Origin of the sequence: Frigoribacterium sp. R86507, from assembly GCF_044597695.1 — a bacterium.
Taxonomy (GTDB): Bacteria; Actinomycetota; Actinomycetes; order Actinomycetales; family Microbacteriaceae; genus Frigoribacterium.
The window spans coordinates 1,372,958-1,388,356 of sequence record NZ_CP139002.1; the positions used below are offsets into that span (position 1 = coordinate 1,372,958).

Annotated in this window: 16 protein-coding genes; 12 read left to right on the plus strand and 4 right to left on the minus strand. The window is 72.7% G+C overall.

What is annotated here, in order from left to right; translation table 11 throughout:
• The first annotated feature begins 7 nt into the window (after nt 1-7).
• From SJY14_RS06555 to SJY14_RS06570, 4 genes are all read left to right on the plus strand, one after another.
• The gene (locus SJY14_RS06555; protein ID WP_396600119.1) at nt 8-805 is read left to right on the plus strand and encodes a hypothetical protein; all 798 of its coding nucleotides are present in this window, start codon (nt 8-10) and stop codon (nt 803-805) included.
• Nucleotides 798-1,634: a DUF3097 domain-containing protein gene (locus SJY14_RS06560; RefSeq protein WP_396600120.1), complete on the plus strand. Its 837-nt coding sequence runs from the start codon at nt 798-800 to the stop codon at nt 1,632-1,634. Before SJY14_RS06555 ends, SJY14_RS06560 begins: the two co-directional genes overlap by 8 nt.
• Nucleotides 1,635-1,735: 101 nt before the next feature.
• Nucleotides 1,736-2,578, plus strand: a complete 843-nt coding sequence (locus tag SJY14_RS06565; RefSeq protein WP_396600121.1) for a spermidine/putrescine ABC transporter substrate-binding protein — start codon at nt 1,736-1,738, stop codon at nt 2,576-2,578.
• Between the two features lie 52 nt (nt 2,579-2,630).
• A complete protein-coding gene (locus tag SJY14_RS06570; protein WP_396600122.1) occupies nt 2,631-3,047 on the plus strand; it encodes a DUF3054 domain-containing protein in 417 nt (138 codons plus the stop codon).
• A gap of 24 nt (nt 3,048-3,071) precedes the next feature.
• Here the strand turns inward: SJY14_RS06570 and SJY14_RS06575 are convergent, their stop codons facing one another.
• On the minus strand, nt 3,072-3,398 hold the full coding sequence (locus SJY14_RS06575) for a hypothetical protein (RefSeq protein ID WP_054147332.1): 327 nt from the start codon (nt 3,396-3,398) through the stop codon (nt 3,072-3,074).
• A gap of 190 nt (nt 3,399-3,588) precedes the next feature.
• Between SJY14_RS06575 and SJY14_RS06580 the strand changes: the two genes are divergently transcribed.
• The 5 genes from SJY14_RS06580 to SJY14_RS06600 all read left to right on the plus strand — a co-directional run bounded on the left by SJY14_RS06580 (nt 3,589) and on the right by SJY14_RS06600 (nt 8,356).
• Nucleotides 3,589-4,305, plus strand: a complete 717-nt coding sequence (locus SJY14_RS06580; protein ID WP_396600123.1) for a DedA family protein — start codon at nt 3,589-3,591, stop codon at nt 4,303-4,305.
• Nucleotides 4,306-4,414: 109 nt separating this feature from the next.
• Nucleotides 4,415-5,233 (plus strand): hypothetical protein, encoded by an 819-nt coding sequence (locus tag SJY14_RS06585; protein ID WP_396600124.1) that lies wholly within the window; start codon nt 4,415-4,417, stop codon nt 5,231-5,233.
• Between the two features lie 88 nt (nt 5,234-5,321).
• On the plus strand, nt 5,322-6,332 hold the full coding sequence (locus SJY14_RS06590) for an SDR family oxidoreductase (RefSeq protein WP_396600125.1): 1,011 nt from the start codon (nt 5,322-5,324) through the stop codon (nt 6,330-6,332).
• On the plus strand, nt 6,329-7,792 hold the full coding sequence (locus SJY14_RS06595; RefSeq protein WP_396600126.1) for a phytoene desaturase family protein: 1,464 nt from the start codon (nt 6,329-6,331) through the stop codon (nt 7,790-7,792). The genes SJY14_RS06590 and SJY14_RS06595 overlap by 4 nt, the downstream gene beginning before the upstream one ends.
• 108 nt (nt 7,793-7,900) lie before the next feature.
• Nucleotides 7,901-8,356, plus strand: coding sequence for an SRPBCC family protein (locus tag SJY14_RS06600; protein WP_054144984.1), 456 nt, complete (start codon nt 7,901-7,903; stop codon nt 8,354-8,356).
• Between the two features lie 105 nt (nt 8,357-8,461).
• Here the strand turns inward: SJY14_RS06600 and SJY14_RS06605 are convergent, their stop codons facing one another.
• Entirely contained in the window at nt 8,462-10,144 is a 1,683-nt protein-coding gene (locus tag SJY14_RS06605; RefSeq protein ID WP_396600127.1) for a long-chain-fatty-acid--CoA ligase, read from the minus strand.
• Nucleotides 10,145-10,267: 123 nt separating this feature from the next.
• Here SJY14_RS06605 and SJY14_RS06610 point away from each other — a divergent pair, with 123 nt between their 5' ends.
• From SJY14_RS06610 to lepB, 3 genes are all read left to right on the plus strand, one after another.
• On the plus strand, nt 10,268-11,086 hold the full coding sequence (locus SJY14_RS06610; RefSeq protein WP_396600128.1) for an SDR family oxidoreductase: 819 nt from the start codon (nt 10,268-10,270) through the stop codon (nt 11,084-11,086).
• A gap of 129 nt (nt 11,087-11,215) precedes the next feature.
• Nucleotides 11,216-12,133: an oxygenase MpaB family protein gene (locus tag SJY14_RS06615; RefSeq protein ID WP_396600129.1), complete on the plus strand. Its 918-nt coding sequence runs from the start codon at nt 11,216-11,218 to the stop codon at nt 12,131-12,133.
• 86 nt (nt 12,134-12,219) lie between these two features.
• Nucleotides 12,220-12,861: a signal peptidase I gene (gene lepB, locus SJY14_RS06620; RefSeq protein ID WP_396600130.1), complete on the plus strand. Its 642-nt coding sequence runs from the start codon at nt 12,220-12,222 to the stop codon at nt 12,859-12,861.
• 53 nt (nt 12,862-12,914) lie between these two features.
• Here lepB and SJY14_RS06625 read toward each other — a convergent pair whose 3' ends face one another.
• Together SJY14_RS06625 and SJY14_RS06630 are read right to left on the minus strand one after the other, a co-directional pair.
• Nucleotides 12,915-14,609 carry a long-chain-fatty-acid--CoA ligase gene (locus tag SJY14_RS06625; RefSeq protein WP_396600131.1) on the minus strand — a complete coding sequence of 565 codons (1,695 nt, stop codon included), beginning with the start codon at nt 14,607-14,609 and terminating at the stop codon, nt 12,915-12,917.
• Nucleotides 14,610-14,716: 107 nt separating this feature from the next.
• Nucleotides 14,717-15,274 (minus strand): TIGR03086 family metal-binding protein, encoded by a 558-nt coding sequence (locus SJY14_RS06630; protein WP_043594186.1) that lies wholly within the window; start codon nt 15,272-15,274, stop codon nt 14,717-14,719.
• Between the last annotated feature and the right edge of the window lie 125 nt (nt 15,275-15,399).

Below are 15,399 nucleotides of genomic sequence, written 5' to 3' on the forward strand. Positions count from 1 at the left end.
GCGCACGATGAACCTCGTCGCGCGTCTGCGCCCCGCCGTGCCCGTGGCGGTCGCCCTCGTCGGCGTCCTCGTGACGTTGGCCGTCGCCTCGCGCGTCCTGCCCGGTCGGGTCGTGATGGTCCACCTCAGCGAGACCGGGGGGTCGGCGTTCGCGGCCAGCCGCGGCGACCTCGTCCTGCTCGGCGCCGTCCTCGTGGTCGGCATCGTCGTGACCTGGCTGGTCTCGGCGCTGTTCCTCGCGGTGACGCCCGTCCGCCACGTGCTCGTCCCGCACGCCGCGTTCTGGAAGAAACCGCCGAACCGGGCCGAGATGAGGCGCCGGTACGCGCGGTACCTCGCCGTGGCGACCAGCGCCTCCTTGTGGTTCGTCGCGGCGTTGTTCGTCCTCGCCATGGTCTCGCAGAGCGGGCCCCTCGCCGCGTGGTGGCTGCCGGCGGCCGTGTCGGCCGCGTACGTGCTCTTCGTCCTGGGTGGTCTGGTCTGGGTCTTCACCGCCGGGTTCACGCCGACCCCGGCGGGTGTCTCGGCCCGTGCGGCCGCGTCCGACCAGGAGGCGCGGGTCGCGTCGAGGCCGTCCGCTTCCGTCGTCGAGACCACCCGGTCCGGCTCGTCGGCGGCGCGTCCGCCGCGCGCGAGCCCGCGTCCGACGGCCGAGACCCCGCGGACCGGCACCGCGCCTCCTGCTCCGTCAGCCCGGCCGGGCCGTGCGCCCGGACGGCCCCAGACGCCGACCGGGGACGGCCCGCGCACGGGCCCGCCCCGCCCCTACCAACCCCGACCCCGCTCCGGAGGCCCCCGTGGATGACGACCGATACGGGGCCGACGTGCTCGCCGGCGACTGGAAGCGATCGTCGAAGCCCGCGCCGACGCCGACGGACGCCGTCCGCGACCTCGTGGTCGAAGAGGTCCGGTCGGGTTTCACCGGGGCGATCGTGCGCGTCGAGGCCGGCACCGTCGAGCTCGAGGACTGGAAGGGCCGGGTGCGGGCCTTCCCGATGACCGGGTCGTTCCTGATCGACGGCGCCCCCGTCGTTCTGCGGGTGCCGCGGGCGGCGCCGCAGGGCCGGGCACGCACGGCCTCCGGCTCGTTCGCCGTCGAGGGGGCGAAGGCCCGGGTCGCCCGTCAGAGCCGCATCTTCGTCGAGGGACGACACGACGCCGAACTGGTCGAGAAGGTCTGGGGCTCCGACCTGCGGGTCGAGGGCGTCGTCGTCGAGTACCTCGAGGGCGTCGACCACCTGGCCGACGTCCTGCGCGACTTCCGGCCGGGGCCCGACCGGCGGGTCGGCGTGCTCGTCGACCACCTCGTGCCGGGCTCGAAAGAGAGCCGTGTCGCCGAGGGCATCGCCCGCAGTCCGCTGGGTCGTCACGTGCTCGTCGTCGGGCACCCGTTCGTCGACGTGTGGCAGGCCGTCAAGCCGGCTCGGCTCGGCATCGACGCCTGGCCCGTCGTGCCCCGCTCGGTCGAGTGGAAGCACGGCGTCTGCGAGGCGATGGGCTGGCCGCACGACGACCAGGCCGACATCGCCCGGGCCTGGCAGCACATCCTGTCGCGCGTGCGCAGCTACGCCGACCTCGAACCGTCGGTGCTCGGCCGGGTCGAAGAACTGATCGACTTCGTCACGTCGGGTTGAGCCCGAGCATCGGCCCCGAGAGGCCGCTTCGGGACCACGATCCCCGGGAATCGCCCGGGCGTGTCGGCTCTCGGGCCGCTTTTCGCCCTAGATTCGAGGGCATGGCCGAGCAGATCGAGGGACGCGTCAGCGCTGCCGTCGACGCCTGGCTGCGCTGGCTGCCCCGATGGCACATCGGCACCGCCCGGGGCCGCACGCGACCCTGCCGGGTGTGCCTCGGATCGCCCGTGGCGACGGCCGCCGGTTTCGACCACGACGTCCCGCACGCCGTGCAGCACGCGCTGCTGAACCGGATGCGGCAGATCGTCGACGACGACGTCGACGAGTACACGGCCCGCAACCTGCCGCTCGTGACGCGCGAGCTGCGACTCGCCGAGGCCCAGGAGGCGCGGGGCTACCGACCCGAGCAGGGTCTCGACCCCGAGTTCCAGGGTCTCGACCTCGACCCCGAGCCCGAACCGGGTCAGCCGTTCCTCTTCACGCTCGCCGGTCTCGCGGGGATGCCCGCAGACGACGGCCTCGTCCCGCCCGACCCGACCGTCGCGGGTGGCGAACCCACGGGGCCGACCTCCGAGCCCGACCTCGGTGCCGCCTCCTTCGACGTCGAGGACCTCGACGGCTGGTTGTTGCCGCCCGACTCGGCGACGCCGAGCGACGCGCTCCCGCCGGTCGCGCCCGGCCCGGCGGTGCGATCGGAACACCAGCCCGAACCCGCCCCGCGAGCCGAGCCCGAGGCCGAGTACTCGGACGAGGCCAAGGCCGCCCTGCGACACGAGATCACCCTGGCCGGCGATCACGCGGAGGCCGTCGGCACGAGCCTGTGCCTGGCCCTCGTGCAGCACCGCCCTCGCATCGCCGAGGCGATCGACCGCCTCGTGGCCCCGCAGGTCGACGAACTGCTGGCAGAGTTGTCACGCGCACTCGAGCAGCCGCGGTCCCGCTGACACGGCACCGACCGCCCTGCGGCGGGTGCCGACGCCACGAGAGGACCCCGAGATGACCCGCCCCACCCCGACCGCGACCACGACGACCCGGCGACGGGACGCCGGCCGGGCCAGGTGGTCGATCGTCGTCGACCTCGTCGCCGTCCTGGCCTTCGTCGTGATCGGGCGTCGCAGTCACGCCGAGGGGCTCGACCTGCCCGGGCTGCTCGGCACCCTCTGGCCGTTCGTCGTCGGCGCGGTCGTCGGCTGGGTGAGCGTGGCGGGGGTCCGCTGGCCGTTGTCGGCCGTCCGGTCGGGCGCGGTCGTCTGGGTCTCGACCGCCGTGATCGGGGTGCTGCTGCGGGTGGTCGCCGGGCAGGGCGTGCAGCTCAGCTTCGTGGTCGTGACGATCGTGGTGCTCGGTGTGTTCCTCGTGGGCTGGCGGGCCGTGCTCGCCCTCGTGCGACGGGTGCGCGGCAGCCGGAGCTGAGTCCGCGGCGGCAGCCGGCGCGGGTCAGCTCCGGCGCTTGACGCTGTTGTCGAGGCTGGGTTCGTCGGTGAGCACGAGACCGGACGAGCTGTTCGACGAGGCCGTCAACTCGGTGAGCCAGTCGCGGTTGATCGACGGCACGCGACCGCCTGAGTACTTGAAGTAGAGGGGGATGCCGGCGTCCAGCCAGATGCTGCTGCGGCCGTCACCGACCTTCTGCGTGTCACGCCACGAGAAGAAGAACGACTCGCGTCGGCGCAGTTTGGTCGCGATGACGATCTGGAGGTGTTCGAGCACGCGGTCCTCGAACTCGACCTCGATGCCCGAGGTGCCGTAGATGAGCGATCCCATGGGGGTCCTGTTTCGTGAGTGTGTCCGGCGTCGGCAACGAGTCCGACACAGGTCAATGTACCTTGCGATCAGGTGTTCCCCGACAGTCGACCTGGTGACGGCGTTGTGGGCGGACGTGCAGGCTGCCCCGCCATACTCGGGGCTGCCGATCCGCTGCGCCCCCGAGCGCCCGACCGACCACCTGGGACCCATGACCTCGACCGCCTCCGTCCTCCGCGCCTCCTCGTCCTCGAGTCGGGACGTCGTCGCCGACCTCGACGGCCTCGTCGGGTTCGCCGCCCGCGTCATCGACGCCCTCGGCGAGTGGGGCGTCGCCCTGCTGACCTTCGTCGAGACGGTGTTCCCGCCGATCCCGAGCGAGATCATCCTGCCGCTGGCCGGGTTCCTCGCCGGCGCCGGGTCGATGAACATCGTGCTGTTGATCGCGCTGAGCACCCTCGGTGCCTACCTGGGCGCCCTCGTGCTCTACGGACTCGGGGCCGGTCTCGGCCTCGACCGCAGCATCCGGTGGCTCGCCAAGCTGCCGCTCGTCGACCGGCACGACTTCGAGCAGGCGGCCGGCTGGTTCGAGCGTCACGGGCGGTCGGCGGTGTTCTTCGGCCGGTTTATCCCGGGCGTGCGCAGCCTCATCTCGCTGCCCGCGGGGGCCGAGCGCATGCCCCTGCTGGTCTTCTCGATCTTCACCATCGTGGGCAGCGGCCTGTGGAACGGCCTGCTGATCGGCCTGGGCGCCGCCCTCGGCACCCAGTACGAGCTCATCGACCGGTACGCGAAGTACCTCGACTACGTCGTGTACGCGGCCATCGCGGGCGTCGTGGTGTTCCTCGTCGTCCGGTCGGTGCGCCGTCGTCGGGCCGGTGTCGACGACGCCTCGCGTGACGCCGTCGATCAGGACGTTCGCGGCTGACGCTCCGTCGCCGTCCAGGCGACAGGCCGGGTCGATCCGTACCGTGGTGGGCAGACCGACGTCGCGCTCCGCGTGCGGCACCGAGCACACGATCCGACAGGACACCACCATGGGATTCCTCGACCGCCTCCTCGGCCGCGAGCCGCAGCAGGGCCAGCCGCAGCAGCCCTCCGCTCCGCAGGGCTACCGGTACGGCCAGCAGAGCTACGAGCAGCCCGCCGCCCCGCAGCAGGGGTCCGACCAGCAGGGGTACAGCCAGTCGGGGTACGGCCAGCAGCCGCCGATCCAGTCCGCCGGCCCCGGCGGTGGGCCGGCCCGCAGCGAGGACGAGATCGCCGTCGAGCGGTACCGCTACCTGCTCAAGACCGCCCCGCCCGAGACGATCGAGCAGGTCCACGCCGAGGCGTTCGCGAAGCTCAGCCCTGAGCAGCGGCGCCTCGTCTTCGACCAGCTGACGGCCGAGTCGAGCCCCGGCGAGGCACCGCGCGGTGACGACGCCGGCTCGCTGGCCCAGGCGGCCACCCGCTCCGAGCTGCGTCGGCCCGGCACCCTCGAGCGCACGCTCGGCGGCGGTGCGACCGGCCAGCAGCAGGCCGGCCCGAACGGCCAGCCCGTCCGTCAAGGGCCCGGCATGGGCTCGATCATCGGCGGGTCGATCCTCGGCACGGTGGCCGGCTACGTGATCGGGTCGACCCTGATGAGCGCGTTCCTCCCCGACGCGGGCGCGACGGCCGACGGAGGCGCGGGCGACGACTCCGGCGCCGACCAGGGTACCGAGGGCGACGGGGGAGCAGACGGCGGCGCCGACGCCGGCACCGAGACGGCGAGCGACGGTGGCGGGGACTTCGGTGCCGACGGGGGTGGCGACTTCGGCGGGGGCTTCGATGACTTCGGTGGAGGCGACTTCGGCGGCGGCTTCGACATCTGACACCTGGGCGTCACCCGGGACGGACCCCTCGACGCGGACTACGGTCGAGGGTCCGCCCACCACCCGCCGTCAGGCCCCAGGGAGCACCATGACCAGCACCAGAGTCGCCGTCGTCACCGGAGGGTCCGCCGGCCTCGGCCGGGCCACCGTCCGAGAGCTCGCCGCGCGCGGGTGGGACGTCGCGGTGCTCGCCCGAGGCCAGGACGGCCTCGACGGCGCCGTCCGCGACGTCGAGGCCGCGGGGCGTCGGGCGCTGGGCATCTCCACCGACGTGGCCGATCGGGCCCAGGTCGAGTCGGCCGCCGACCGGGTCGAGGCCGAGCTCGGCCCCATCGACCTGTGGGTCAACGACGCCATGGTCGGCGTCTTCGGCGAGTTCCTCGAGACCGATCCCGACGACTTCGAGCGGGCGACGGCCGTCAACTACTTCGGCTTCGTCAACGGCACCCGTGCCGCGCTGTCGCTCATGGTGCCCCGCGACCGGGGCCACGTCGTCCAGGTCGGTTCGGCCCTCGCCCACCGCGGCATCCCGCTGCAGGCGTCGTACTGTGGCGCGAAGCACGCCGTGCAGGGGTTCACCGAGTCGGTCACCACGGAGCTGATCCACAACAAGAGCTCGGTGCGCATCAGCACGGTCGACATGCCGGCGCTCAACACGATCCAGTTCAACTGGGTGCGGTCGACGCTGCCCGAGCACCCCCAACCGGTGCCGCCGATCTTCGAGCCCGAGGTCGGGGCCCGGGCCATCGCTGACGTCGCCGACAAGCCGCGACGCCGCACCTGGCTCGGCGAGCCGACCGTCATGACGGTCCTCGGCAACCGCTTCGTGGCGAACTTCCTCGACGTCTACCTGGCCAAGAGCGGGTACTCGGGCCAGCAGGCGCCCGACAAGACCGAACCCATGCTGCCGGACAACCTCTACGAGCCCACGGCCGGCGACCAGGGTGCCCGGGGCATCTTCAGCGACCGTGCCCGCAGCACGAGCCCGCAGGTCTGGTACACCCGTCACCGCGCCCTGACCGTTGGCGCCGCACTCGGTGCCTCCGCGGCCGCCACCGCTGCCGTCGTGGGCCGGGTGACCCGGGGGCGTCGGGCATGAGCTCCGCGCCCGAGGTCGACGCCGTCGTCGTCGGCGCGGGCCCGAACGGGCTCGCGGCAGCCGTCGTGCTCGCCCGGGCGGGCCTGCGCGTCGAGGTCGTCGAACGCGCGGACACCATCGGCGGAGGTGCCCGGACCCAAGAAGCCACCCTGCCGGGGTTCCGACACGACATCTGCTCGGCCGTGCACCCCATGGCCCTCGCCTCGGGGTTCTTCCAACGCTTCCAACTCGACCGCCGCATCGAGCTGACGGTGCCCGAGATCTCGTACGCGCACCCGCTCGACGGCGGTCGGGCCGGCATCGCGTACCGCGACCTCGACCGGACGGCCGAGGGTCTGGGCAGCGACGGGGCCGCCTGGACGCGTCTGCTGCGAGGACTCGTGGAGCGCGAACCCCGCATGTCGAAGTTCACGATGCGCGAGCTCGTCCGGGTGCCGGACGACCCGGTGACCCTGGCCCGCTTCGGTCTGGCCGCCCTCTCACAGAGCGGCCCGTGGTGGAACGCCGGCTTCACGGGCGACGAGGCCCCGTCGATGCTCGCCGGCGTGATGGCCCACGCCATCCGTCCGATGCCCAGTCTCTCGACCTCGGCCGCCGGGCTCGTCCTGGCCGTCCACGCGCACGCGCGGGGCTGGCCCGTGCCGACCGGCGGCAGCCAGTCGATCGTCGACGCCATGGCCGACGACGTCCGGGCCCACGGGGGCACGATCACGACGGGCGTGGACGTCACGTCGATCGACGAGCTGCCCTCGGCGCGGGCGACGATCTTCGACACGAGCGCGCGCGCCCTCGCCGACATCGCGGGCAGCCGTCTGCCCGAACGGTACGAGCGCGCCCTCCGTCGCTTCCGGTACGGCAACGCGGCGGCCAAGGTCGACTTCGCCCTCTCGGGCCCCGTGCCCTGGGCGAACGAGGAGGCCCGGCGCAGCCCGACCCTGCACCTCGGGGGGACGCGGGCCGAGATCGCTTCGGGCGAGCACGACGTCGCGTCCGGCCGACACGCCCGCACGCCCTACGTGCTGGTCGCCCAGGCCGGTGTCGTCGACGGCACCCGCGCGCCCGAGGGGCAGCAGTCGCTCTGGGCCTACACGCACGTTCCCCGCGGCTCGACCGTCGACCAGACCGAGACCGTCATCGAGGGCATCGAACGCTTCGCCCCGGGCTTCCGGGACACGATCCTCGCGACGTACAGCCGCACGGCCGTCGAGCTCGAGCGGCACGACCCGAACTACATCGGGGGCGACATCGCCTCCGGGGCGCCGAGCGTCTGGCAGCTCGCGGCACGACCGACCCTGTCGACCGAGCCGTGGCGCACGCCGACCCCCGACCTCTACCTCTGCTCGTCGTCGACGCCACCCGGCCCGTCCGTCCACGGTCTCGGCGGGGCCTACGCCGCGCGCAGTGCGCTGAAGCACGAGTTCGGCATCGACCGCCTGCCCTACCTCGGCCTGGACGCCTGACCAGGCCCACCCGAGATCGGGCCGGCGCCCGACACCCGATGTGATCCACGCCCGGAAGGGTGCGTCAACGGGGTGCGCGGCTCGCGGGGATCATGCCAGGATCGACGGATGAGCACCACGCACCGCTTCATCGAGGCCTCGCCCCACGACGTCTTCGACGTGCTGAGCGACGGGTGGCTCTTCCCGAGCTGGGTCGTCGGGTCGGCGCGCATCCGCGAGGTCGACCTGACCTGGCCGAGCGTCGAGGCCACCATCCACCATTCGTTCGGCGTCTGGCCGCTGGTCATCGACGACGTGACGACGATCCTCGAGTGGGACCCTCCGGTCCGCGCCGTGTTTCACGCCAAGGGCTGGCCCATGGGCGAGGCCCGGGTCGAGATCGACGTCCGCAACCGCATGGGCGGCTGCTTCGTCACGATGACCGAGTACGCCGTCGCCGGCCCCGGCCGCCTGGTGCCGAAGCCCCTGATGGACCCTCCGCTGCACTGGCGCAACAAAGAGGCGCTGCAGCGTCTCGCCTGGCTGGCCGAGGGACGCGTCAAGGACCGCGTCTCGCCCAGCTGAACCGCGCCGCCTAGACCGATCAATCGACCGACCGACCGACCGCGTCGCAGGGGAGCGACCCGCGCCTCCTGACCGTCGTCCGGACGAGGAGGCGCGGGTGCGGTCTCAGCGCTCGGCGAGCGAGTCGCGCACCTTGCGCCGCAGCACCTTGCCGATCAGCGACCGCGGCAGGTCGTCGACGACGACGATGCGTCGCGGCACCTTGTAGGGCGTGAGGTGCTTGCGGGCGAACGAGCGCAGGGCCGCGACGTCGACGTGGGCACCCGGCTTGGTGACGATCGCGGCGGCCACCTGCTCGCCGCCGGGGGTCGGCAGGCCGACGACGGCCGCCTCGGCCACGCCCTCGAACCGGGTCAGCACCTCTTCGACCTCGGACGGCGAGACGTTGAACCCGCCGGTGATGATCAGCTCTTTGATGCGGTCGACGATGCGCACGAAGCCGTCGTCGTCGATGGTGACGATGTCGCCGGTGCGGAACCAGTCGCCGTCGACGAAGACCTCGCCCGATTCTTTCGGCTTGCGGTAGTACCCGCTGAACACCTGCGGCCCGCGGACGATCAGCTCGCCGCGTTCGCCGGCCGGCACGTCGACCGTGGGGTTCTCGGGGTCGACGACCCGCACCTCGGTGCCCGGCAGGGGCAGCCCGACCGTGCCCGCGCGACGCGTCGGCCCGACCGGGTTGGCCATGAGCACGGGCGAGCACTCGGACAGCCCGTAGCCCTCGACCAGCCAGCCGCCGGACTCGGCCTCCCACGGTTCGACGACGTCGGCCGAGAGGGGCATGGCGCCGGAGATCGCGACGTCGACGCCCTTCAGCGAGACGCCCGCGTCGAGCGCGGCTTTCTGCAGGCGCGCGTAGATCGGCGGCACGGCGGGCAGGAAGGTCGGCGGGTGCTTCTTCATCACCTTGAGCACGAGTGCCGGGTCGAACGCCGGGAAGAGGACGAGGCGGGCGCCCATGCTCATGGCGAAGGTGAGGCAGAGCGTGAGGCCGTAGGCGTGGAACATCGGCAGCACGGCGTAGACGACGCAGGTGCCGCGCTCGATCGTCGGCACCCAGGCCTGGGCCTGCGCGGCGTTCGACAGCAGGTTGTGGTGCGTCAGCTGGGCGCCCTTGGGCGTACCCGTGGTGCCGCTCGTGTACTGGATGACCGCGAGGTCGTCGGTGGTCGGTCGCGGGTGCTTCGCCTTGATGCGCGACGAGCCGACGATCTTCTCCCACGGGGTGGTGCCCGACACGGTCGTCGTCAGCCGCTCGCGGGACTCGCGGGCCTTCTTGATCGGCAGGGCCAGGGCGGCCCGCGTGGCGAACGGCATCGCCCGGGTGACGTCGACCGAGACGAGGTGCTCGACGGCGACGTCGTCGGGGAAGGCCTGGATCGTGTCGACCACCTTGTTCCAGGCGATGGCGACCTTCGCACCGTGGTCCTCGAACTGGTGACGCAGCTCGCGCGGCGTGTAGAGCGGGTTGTGCTCGACGACGATCGCCCCGAGGCGCAGCACCGCGTAGAACGCGACGACGTGTTGCGGACCGTTCGGCAGCACGATCGCGACCGTGTCGCCGTGCCCGACGCCGAGCTTGCGCAGCCCCTCGGCCGCCCGCGAGATCTGGTCGACGAGCTCGGAGTAGGTGGTCGTCGCCCCGAAGAACTCGAGCGCCACCGCCCTCGGGTACCGCGCGGCGGAGGCCTCGACCAGGTCGAGCAGCGAGCCGTCGACCGGTTCGAGGTCGTGCGGCACGCCGGGTGCGTAGGAGTCGAGCCAGGGACGAGCGCTGTCGGTGGTCACCGGGCCACTCTATCGACCGCCGGGCGTACCCCGTCGGCTCGACGCCGCCTGGCAACCTGACCGTGGACGAGGAGGCGCGGCGCAGCATGGTCCTCGACATCACGGAGAGAGGAACGACACATCGTGAGCAAGGTCTGGTTCATCACCGGTGCATCCAAGGGCTTCGGCCGCGAGTGGGCCGAGGCGGCCCTCGAACGCGGCGACCAGGTCGCGGGCACCGCACGGAAGATCGACGACGTCACGCCCCTGGTGGACGCGTACGGCGACTCCTTCCTGCCCCTCCAGCTCGACGTGAACGACCGTGCGGCCGACGTCGCCGCGGTCCGGCAGGCCGCCGAGCACTTCGGCCGCCTGGACGTCGTCGTGAACAACGCCGGCTTCGGCCACTTCGGCATGATCGAGGAGATCACCGAGGACGAGGCCCGTGCCCAGCTCGAGACGAACCTGTTCGGTGCCCTCTGGGTGTCGCAGGCCGCGCTGCCGATCATGCGCGAGCAGGGATCGGGCCACATCGTCCAGGTGTCGAGCATCGGCGGCATCAGTGCCTTCCCGACCGTCGGCATCTACCACGCGTCGAAGTGGGGCCTCGAGGGCTTCAGCCAGTCGCTGGCCCAAGAGGTCGCGGGCTTCGGCATCAAGGTGACCCTCGTCGAGCCCGGCGGCTTCTCGACCGACTGGTCCGGCCCGTCCGCCTCGCGCAGCGACGAGCTCGAGGCCTACGCCGAGGTGCGCGAGGCCGCGTCGAAGCGTCCCTCGGCCGCCGATCCCGGTGACCCCACGGCCACCCGCTCGGCGATCCTCAAGGTCGTCGACGCGGACGAGCCGCCGCTGCGCATCTTCTTCGGCAAGGCACCGCTCGAGATCGCCACGAAGGACTACGAGTCGCGTCTGAAGACGTGGAACGACTGGCAGCCCGTCTCGATCGAGGCGCACGGGAACTGACGCCCGCCCCGACACGCACGCCGCGCCTCCTGCCCCCGCCCCGGGACGCAGGAGGCGCGGCTGCGTCCGCGGGGTCTCGCGCCCGGCGTCCGCCGCGAGCGTCCAGCTACCGCGGCGCATGATCGAGGCATGCCCGCTCTGACCGAACCGCTCCGCGCCCGCCTGCAGTACACCTTCAACGGGCAGTACACGGGCACGCCCGAGTGGGTCACCGACCTCGAGAAGGGCGACGACGAGGGGTTCTTCCTGCCGGGCTCGGCGGTGTGGGCCGTCCACGGTGCCATGTCGACCATCCCGGCCGGCGTGCGGGCCCTGCTCGTCCAGGCGCTGCACCCGGGAGCGCTCGCCGGCGTGCACGACCACTCGCGCTTCCGTGAGGACCCGCTCGGTCGCCTGGCCGGCACCATCCGTTGGATCTACACCGTCTCGTACGGCAGCCGCGAGGCCGCCACCCACGCGTCGAACTGGGTGTCACGCCTCCACACGAAGGTCGTCGGCACGTACGACGACCGGAACGGCGTGAGCCACGACTACGCCGCCAACGACCCCGAACTGCTCAGCTGGGTGCACATGGCCTTCGCCGACTCGTTCCTCGCCGCCTACCTCGAGTGGGGCCGTGAGCCGATCCCGGGTGGGCCCGACGCCTACGTCCGCGAGTGGGCGACGGCCGGCGAGCTGATGGGCGTACCGAACCCGCCGCACAGCGTCGCCGAGATGCAGCAGCAGCTCATGGACTTCGACCGCCGAGGCGTGCTCGAACGCACGGCCCGGACCGACGACGTCGTGAAGTTCATCAAGCGCCCGCCTCTCTTCCCCGCGCTCAAGGTCGGCTACCCCGTGCTCTTCAACGGCGCGGTGGGCACCCTGCAGCCGCGCTTCCGTGAGCTGCTCGGGCTGCGCGCGCCGCACGTCGGGCCGATCGACCTGCCCACCCGGGGGCCGGCCCAGGCCATGCTCGCCGGTGTCGGGGGAGTCCTCGGCAAGCGACCCGTCGCCGAGGAGCACGCCCTCGCGCGGCTCGACCGCATCGGGTGGACGGCCGCCTGACGCGTGGCCCGGCGCCGTCGGGCCGCGACCCGGCGGCCCCCTGACCGGGGAGGGCGGGGCCGGGCGGCCGCTGGCAGGATGAGCCGGTGACCGACACCAGCCCCCTCGCCGACGCGACCGACGAGGGCGAGGCGACCCGCGCCTCCTCGGCTCGGCGGGGTTCGACGGGACGGTGGCTGCTCGAGTTGTTGGCCATCGTGCTGGTCGGGCTGTTGCTGTCGTGGGGCGTCCGCACCTTCCTCGTGCGCAGCTTCTCGATCCCGTCGGGGTCGATGGAGCAGACCCTGATGATCGGCGACCGGATCATCGTCAACGAGCTCGCTCCGAGCGTGATGCCACTGCACCGCGGCGACATCGTCGTGTTCGAGGACCCGGGCGGGTGGCTCGGCTACGGCGACGACGCCGGGCAGGACCTCGTCAAGCGCGTCATCGGGCTGCCGGGCGACCACGTCAGCTGCTGCGACGCGGACGGTCACGTGCTCGTGAACGGCCGGCCCCTCGACGAGCCGTACCTCGTGCTCGCCGACGGCGGCCCCCGGGCCTCGGCCACCGACTTCGACGTGACCGTGCCCGAGGGTGCCCTCTGGGTGCTCGGCGACAACCGCGACCGCTCGGCGGACTCGCGCGCCCACCAGACCGGGCCCTACGCGGGCTTCGTGCCCGTGGACGACGTGATCGGACGGGCCTTCGTGATCAGCTGGCCGATCGACCGGTGGCAGCGGCTCTGACCCCGCCGGCCGGGCCAGCCGACCGGGCCCAGCGGCAGGACCCGCCCCGGGGCTCAGCCCGCGGCGATGAGCCGGTCGCGCACCTCGCGACGCAGCACCTTGCCGATCAGCGACTTCGGCAACTCGTCGAGCTGCACGACCCGACGGGGCACCTTGTAGGCGGCCAGTTGGCCGCGTGAGGCGTCACGGATGGCCTCGGCGTCGAAGGAGGCGCCCGGTTCGAGCACGACGGCCGCGACGACGTCCTCGCCGCCGCCCGACCGGGGCAGGCCGACCACGGCGACCTCGGCCACGCCGGGGGCGTTCCGCACGGCCTCCTCGACCTCGGAGGGGGCGACGTTGAAACCACCCGTGACGATGAGCTCCTTGATGCGGTCGACGATCGTGACGTAGCCGTCCGCGCTCATCGTGACGATGTCGCCGGTGCGGAACCAGCCGCCCTCGAGGAACGCCTCGGCGGTCTCGTCGGGGCGGTTCCAGTAACCGCGGAAGACCTGCGGTCCGCGCAGCAGCAGTTCACCCGCGGCCCCGGCGACGACCGGCCGGCTCGGGTCGGGGTCGTCGCGGTCGACGACCATCGCCTCGGTCGACGGGAAAGGCACGCCGACGGTGCCGACGCGGCGGGTCGGCCCGATCGGGTTGCCCAGGGCGACCGGCGAGGTCTCGGTCAGGCCGAAGCCCTCGACGAGCATGCCGCCCGTGACGCCCTCCCAGGCCTGGACGACCGCGGTCGGCAGGTTCATCGCGCCCGAGATGGCGAAGCGCGCCGACGACAGGTCGACGCCGCGCTCGCGGGCCGCGTCGGCCAGGCGCTGGTAGATCGGGGGCACGGCCGGCAGGAAGGTCGGCGGGTGCTTTTTCGCGGCCTTCAGCACGAGGTCGACGTCGAACTTCGGGAAGAGGACGAGGCGTGCCCCGATGCTCATCGCGAAGGTGAGGCAGAGCGTGAGGCCGTAGGCGTGGAAGAACGGCAGCACGCCGTAGACGGTCTCGTCACCGTCGACCAGGCCGGGCACCCAGGCGCGGCCCTGCGCGGCGTTGCTGCGCAGGTTGCGGTGCGTCAGGATCGCGCCCTTCGGCGACCCCGTGGTGCCGCTGGTGTACTGCAGCAGGGCGATGTCGTCGACGTCGGGGCGCGGGTGCTTCTTGCGCAGCGGACGGTTCGCCAGCAGGCCCTGCCAGGTGACGTCGCCCTCGGCTCCGTCGGTCAGGGCCGCGCGACTCTTCTTCGCCGCGGGCACCGGCAGCTTGAGGGCGACGCGCGTGCCGAGCGGCATGCCCTTCGTCACGTCGACCGAGACGACGGTCGAGAAGCCGATGTCGGCGGGCAGGGAGCGCAGCCGGTCGACCAGCTTGTCCCACGCGATGGCGATCGTGGCGCCGTGGTCCTCGAAGAGGTGCCGCAGCTCGCGGTCGGTGTAGAGCGGGTTGTGCTCGACCACGACGGCGCCCAGGCGCAGCACGGCGTAGAACGCCACCACGTGCTGCGGGCTGTTCGGCAGGATCAAGGCGACCCGGTCGCCGCGACCCACGCCGAGCCTCCTGAGGCCCTCGGCCGCGCGCGCGACCTGGTCGCCCAGGTCGCGGTAGCTGGTCTCACGACCGAAGAACTCGAGGGCCGGCTTCTGCCGGTACGTCGACACGGCGTCGTCGATGAGGTCGACGAGGCTGCCCGTCACGGGCTCGATGTCGTCGGGGACGTCGGGGGCGTAGCTGTGCAGCCACGGGCGATCGATCGGGGCGGTCATGCCACCACCTTGGCAGGGTCGGGTGATGAACCCCCGGGAGGCGCGGGTCGCGTCGCCGGGTACGCCCCCCCGTGGGGCTCGCGCCGGGACGGTGGGCCCGCGCCGCCTCAGCGGGCGTCGCGCCCGGTGAGGGCGAGCAGGCGGATGCGCAGCGGGGCGTCGTCGTCGACCGGGACGGGCGAGGCGAACAGGCCGGAGGCCTCGAGCGCGTCCTTCTGCGGCGCGAACACGCCCCAGACGGCCTCGACCAGCGCGTCGTCGAGTTCTTCGTCGGTGCCCACGGCGCGGGCGAGGTCCCAGGTGTGGATCGTGACGTCGGCGACCTGCTCGGCGAGGTACTCGTGCACGGGCACGACGTCGGCGCTCAGCCGCACCTCGGCGTGGGGGTCGGCCTCGCTCCAGGCGGCGGTGGCCGCACTCGACCACCGGTGCCAGGCCTCGACGAGGTCGTCGCCGAGCGGCTCGATGGAGTTCTCGGCCTCGGCGGGGTCGCCGCCCTCGAGCAGCAGCGGCACCCACTGCTGCTCGCGCGTCACGTGCCGCACGAGGTCACGCACCTTCCACTCGGTGTCGGGCGTCGGGGCGTCCCAGTCGGCCACGGCCTCGACGCGGCGGGCGAACTCGTCGTGGGCGGTCTTCTGCAGGGTGATCCAGTCGACGGTCATCGGGAGTCCTCTCGGGGTGGGGCGGTGGCTCTCGGCGTCAACCGGGGACGTCGCCAGGTTGTTCCTGAGGCTAGTGCGCTCGCCGTGTCCGTTCGGCGGTCTCCGACCCTGTCGCGGCAGGGAGG

Bases quoted from the DNA above. Each gene is read 5' to 3' on its own strand.
- SJY14_RS06595 (WP_396600126.1), top strand. From the start codon at position 6,329: ATGAGCTCCGCGCCCGAGGTCGACGCCGTCGTCGTCGGCGCGGGCCCG.
- SJY14_RS06600 (WP_054144984.1), top strand. From the start codon at position 7,901: ATGAGCACCACGCACCGCTTCATCGAGGCCTCGCCCCACGACGTCTTC.
- SJY14_RS06630 (WP_043594186.1), bottom strand. From the start codon at position 15,274: ATGACCGTCGACTGGATCACCCTGCAGAAGACCGCCCACGACGAGTTC.
- SJY14_RS06590 (WP_396600125.1), top strand. From the start codon at position 5,322: ATGACCAGCACCAGAGTCGCCGTCGTCACCGGAGGGTCCGCCGGCCTC.
- SJY14_RS06580 (WP_396600123.1), top strand. From the start codon at position 3,589: ATGACCTCGACCGCCTCCGTCCTCCGCGCCTCCTCGTCCTCGAGTCGG.
- SJY14_RS06625 (WP_396600131.1), bottom strand. From the start codon at position 14,609: ATGACCGCCCCGATCGATCGCCCGTGGCTGCACAGCTACGCCCCCGAC.
- SJY14_RS06575 (WP_054147332.1), bottom strand. From the start codon at position 3,398: ATGGGATCGCTCATCTACGGCACCTCGGGCATCGAGGTCGAGTTCGAG.
- SJY14_RS06615 (WP_396600129.1), top strand. From the start codon at position 11,216: ATGCCCGCTCTGACCGAACCGCTCCGCGCCCGCCTGCAGTACACCTTC.
- SJY14_RS06555 (WP_396600119.1), top strand. From the start codon at position 8: ATGAACCTCGTCGCGCGTCTGCGCCCCGCCGTGCCCGTGGCGGTCGCC.
- SJY14_RS06585 (WP_396600124.1), top strand. From the start codon at position 4,415: ATGGGATTCCTCGACCGCCTCCTCGGCCGCGAGCCGCAGCAGGGCCAG.
- SJY14_RS06570 (WP_396600122.1), top strand. From the start codon at position 2,631: ATGACCCGCCCCACCCCGACCGCGACCACGACGACCCGGCGACGGGAC.
- SJY14_RS06565 (WP_396600121.1), top strand. From the start codon at position 1,736: ATGGCCGAGCAGATCGAGGGACGCGTCAGCGCTGCCGTCGACGCCTGG.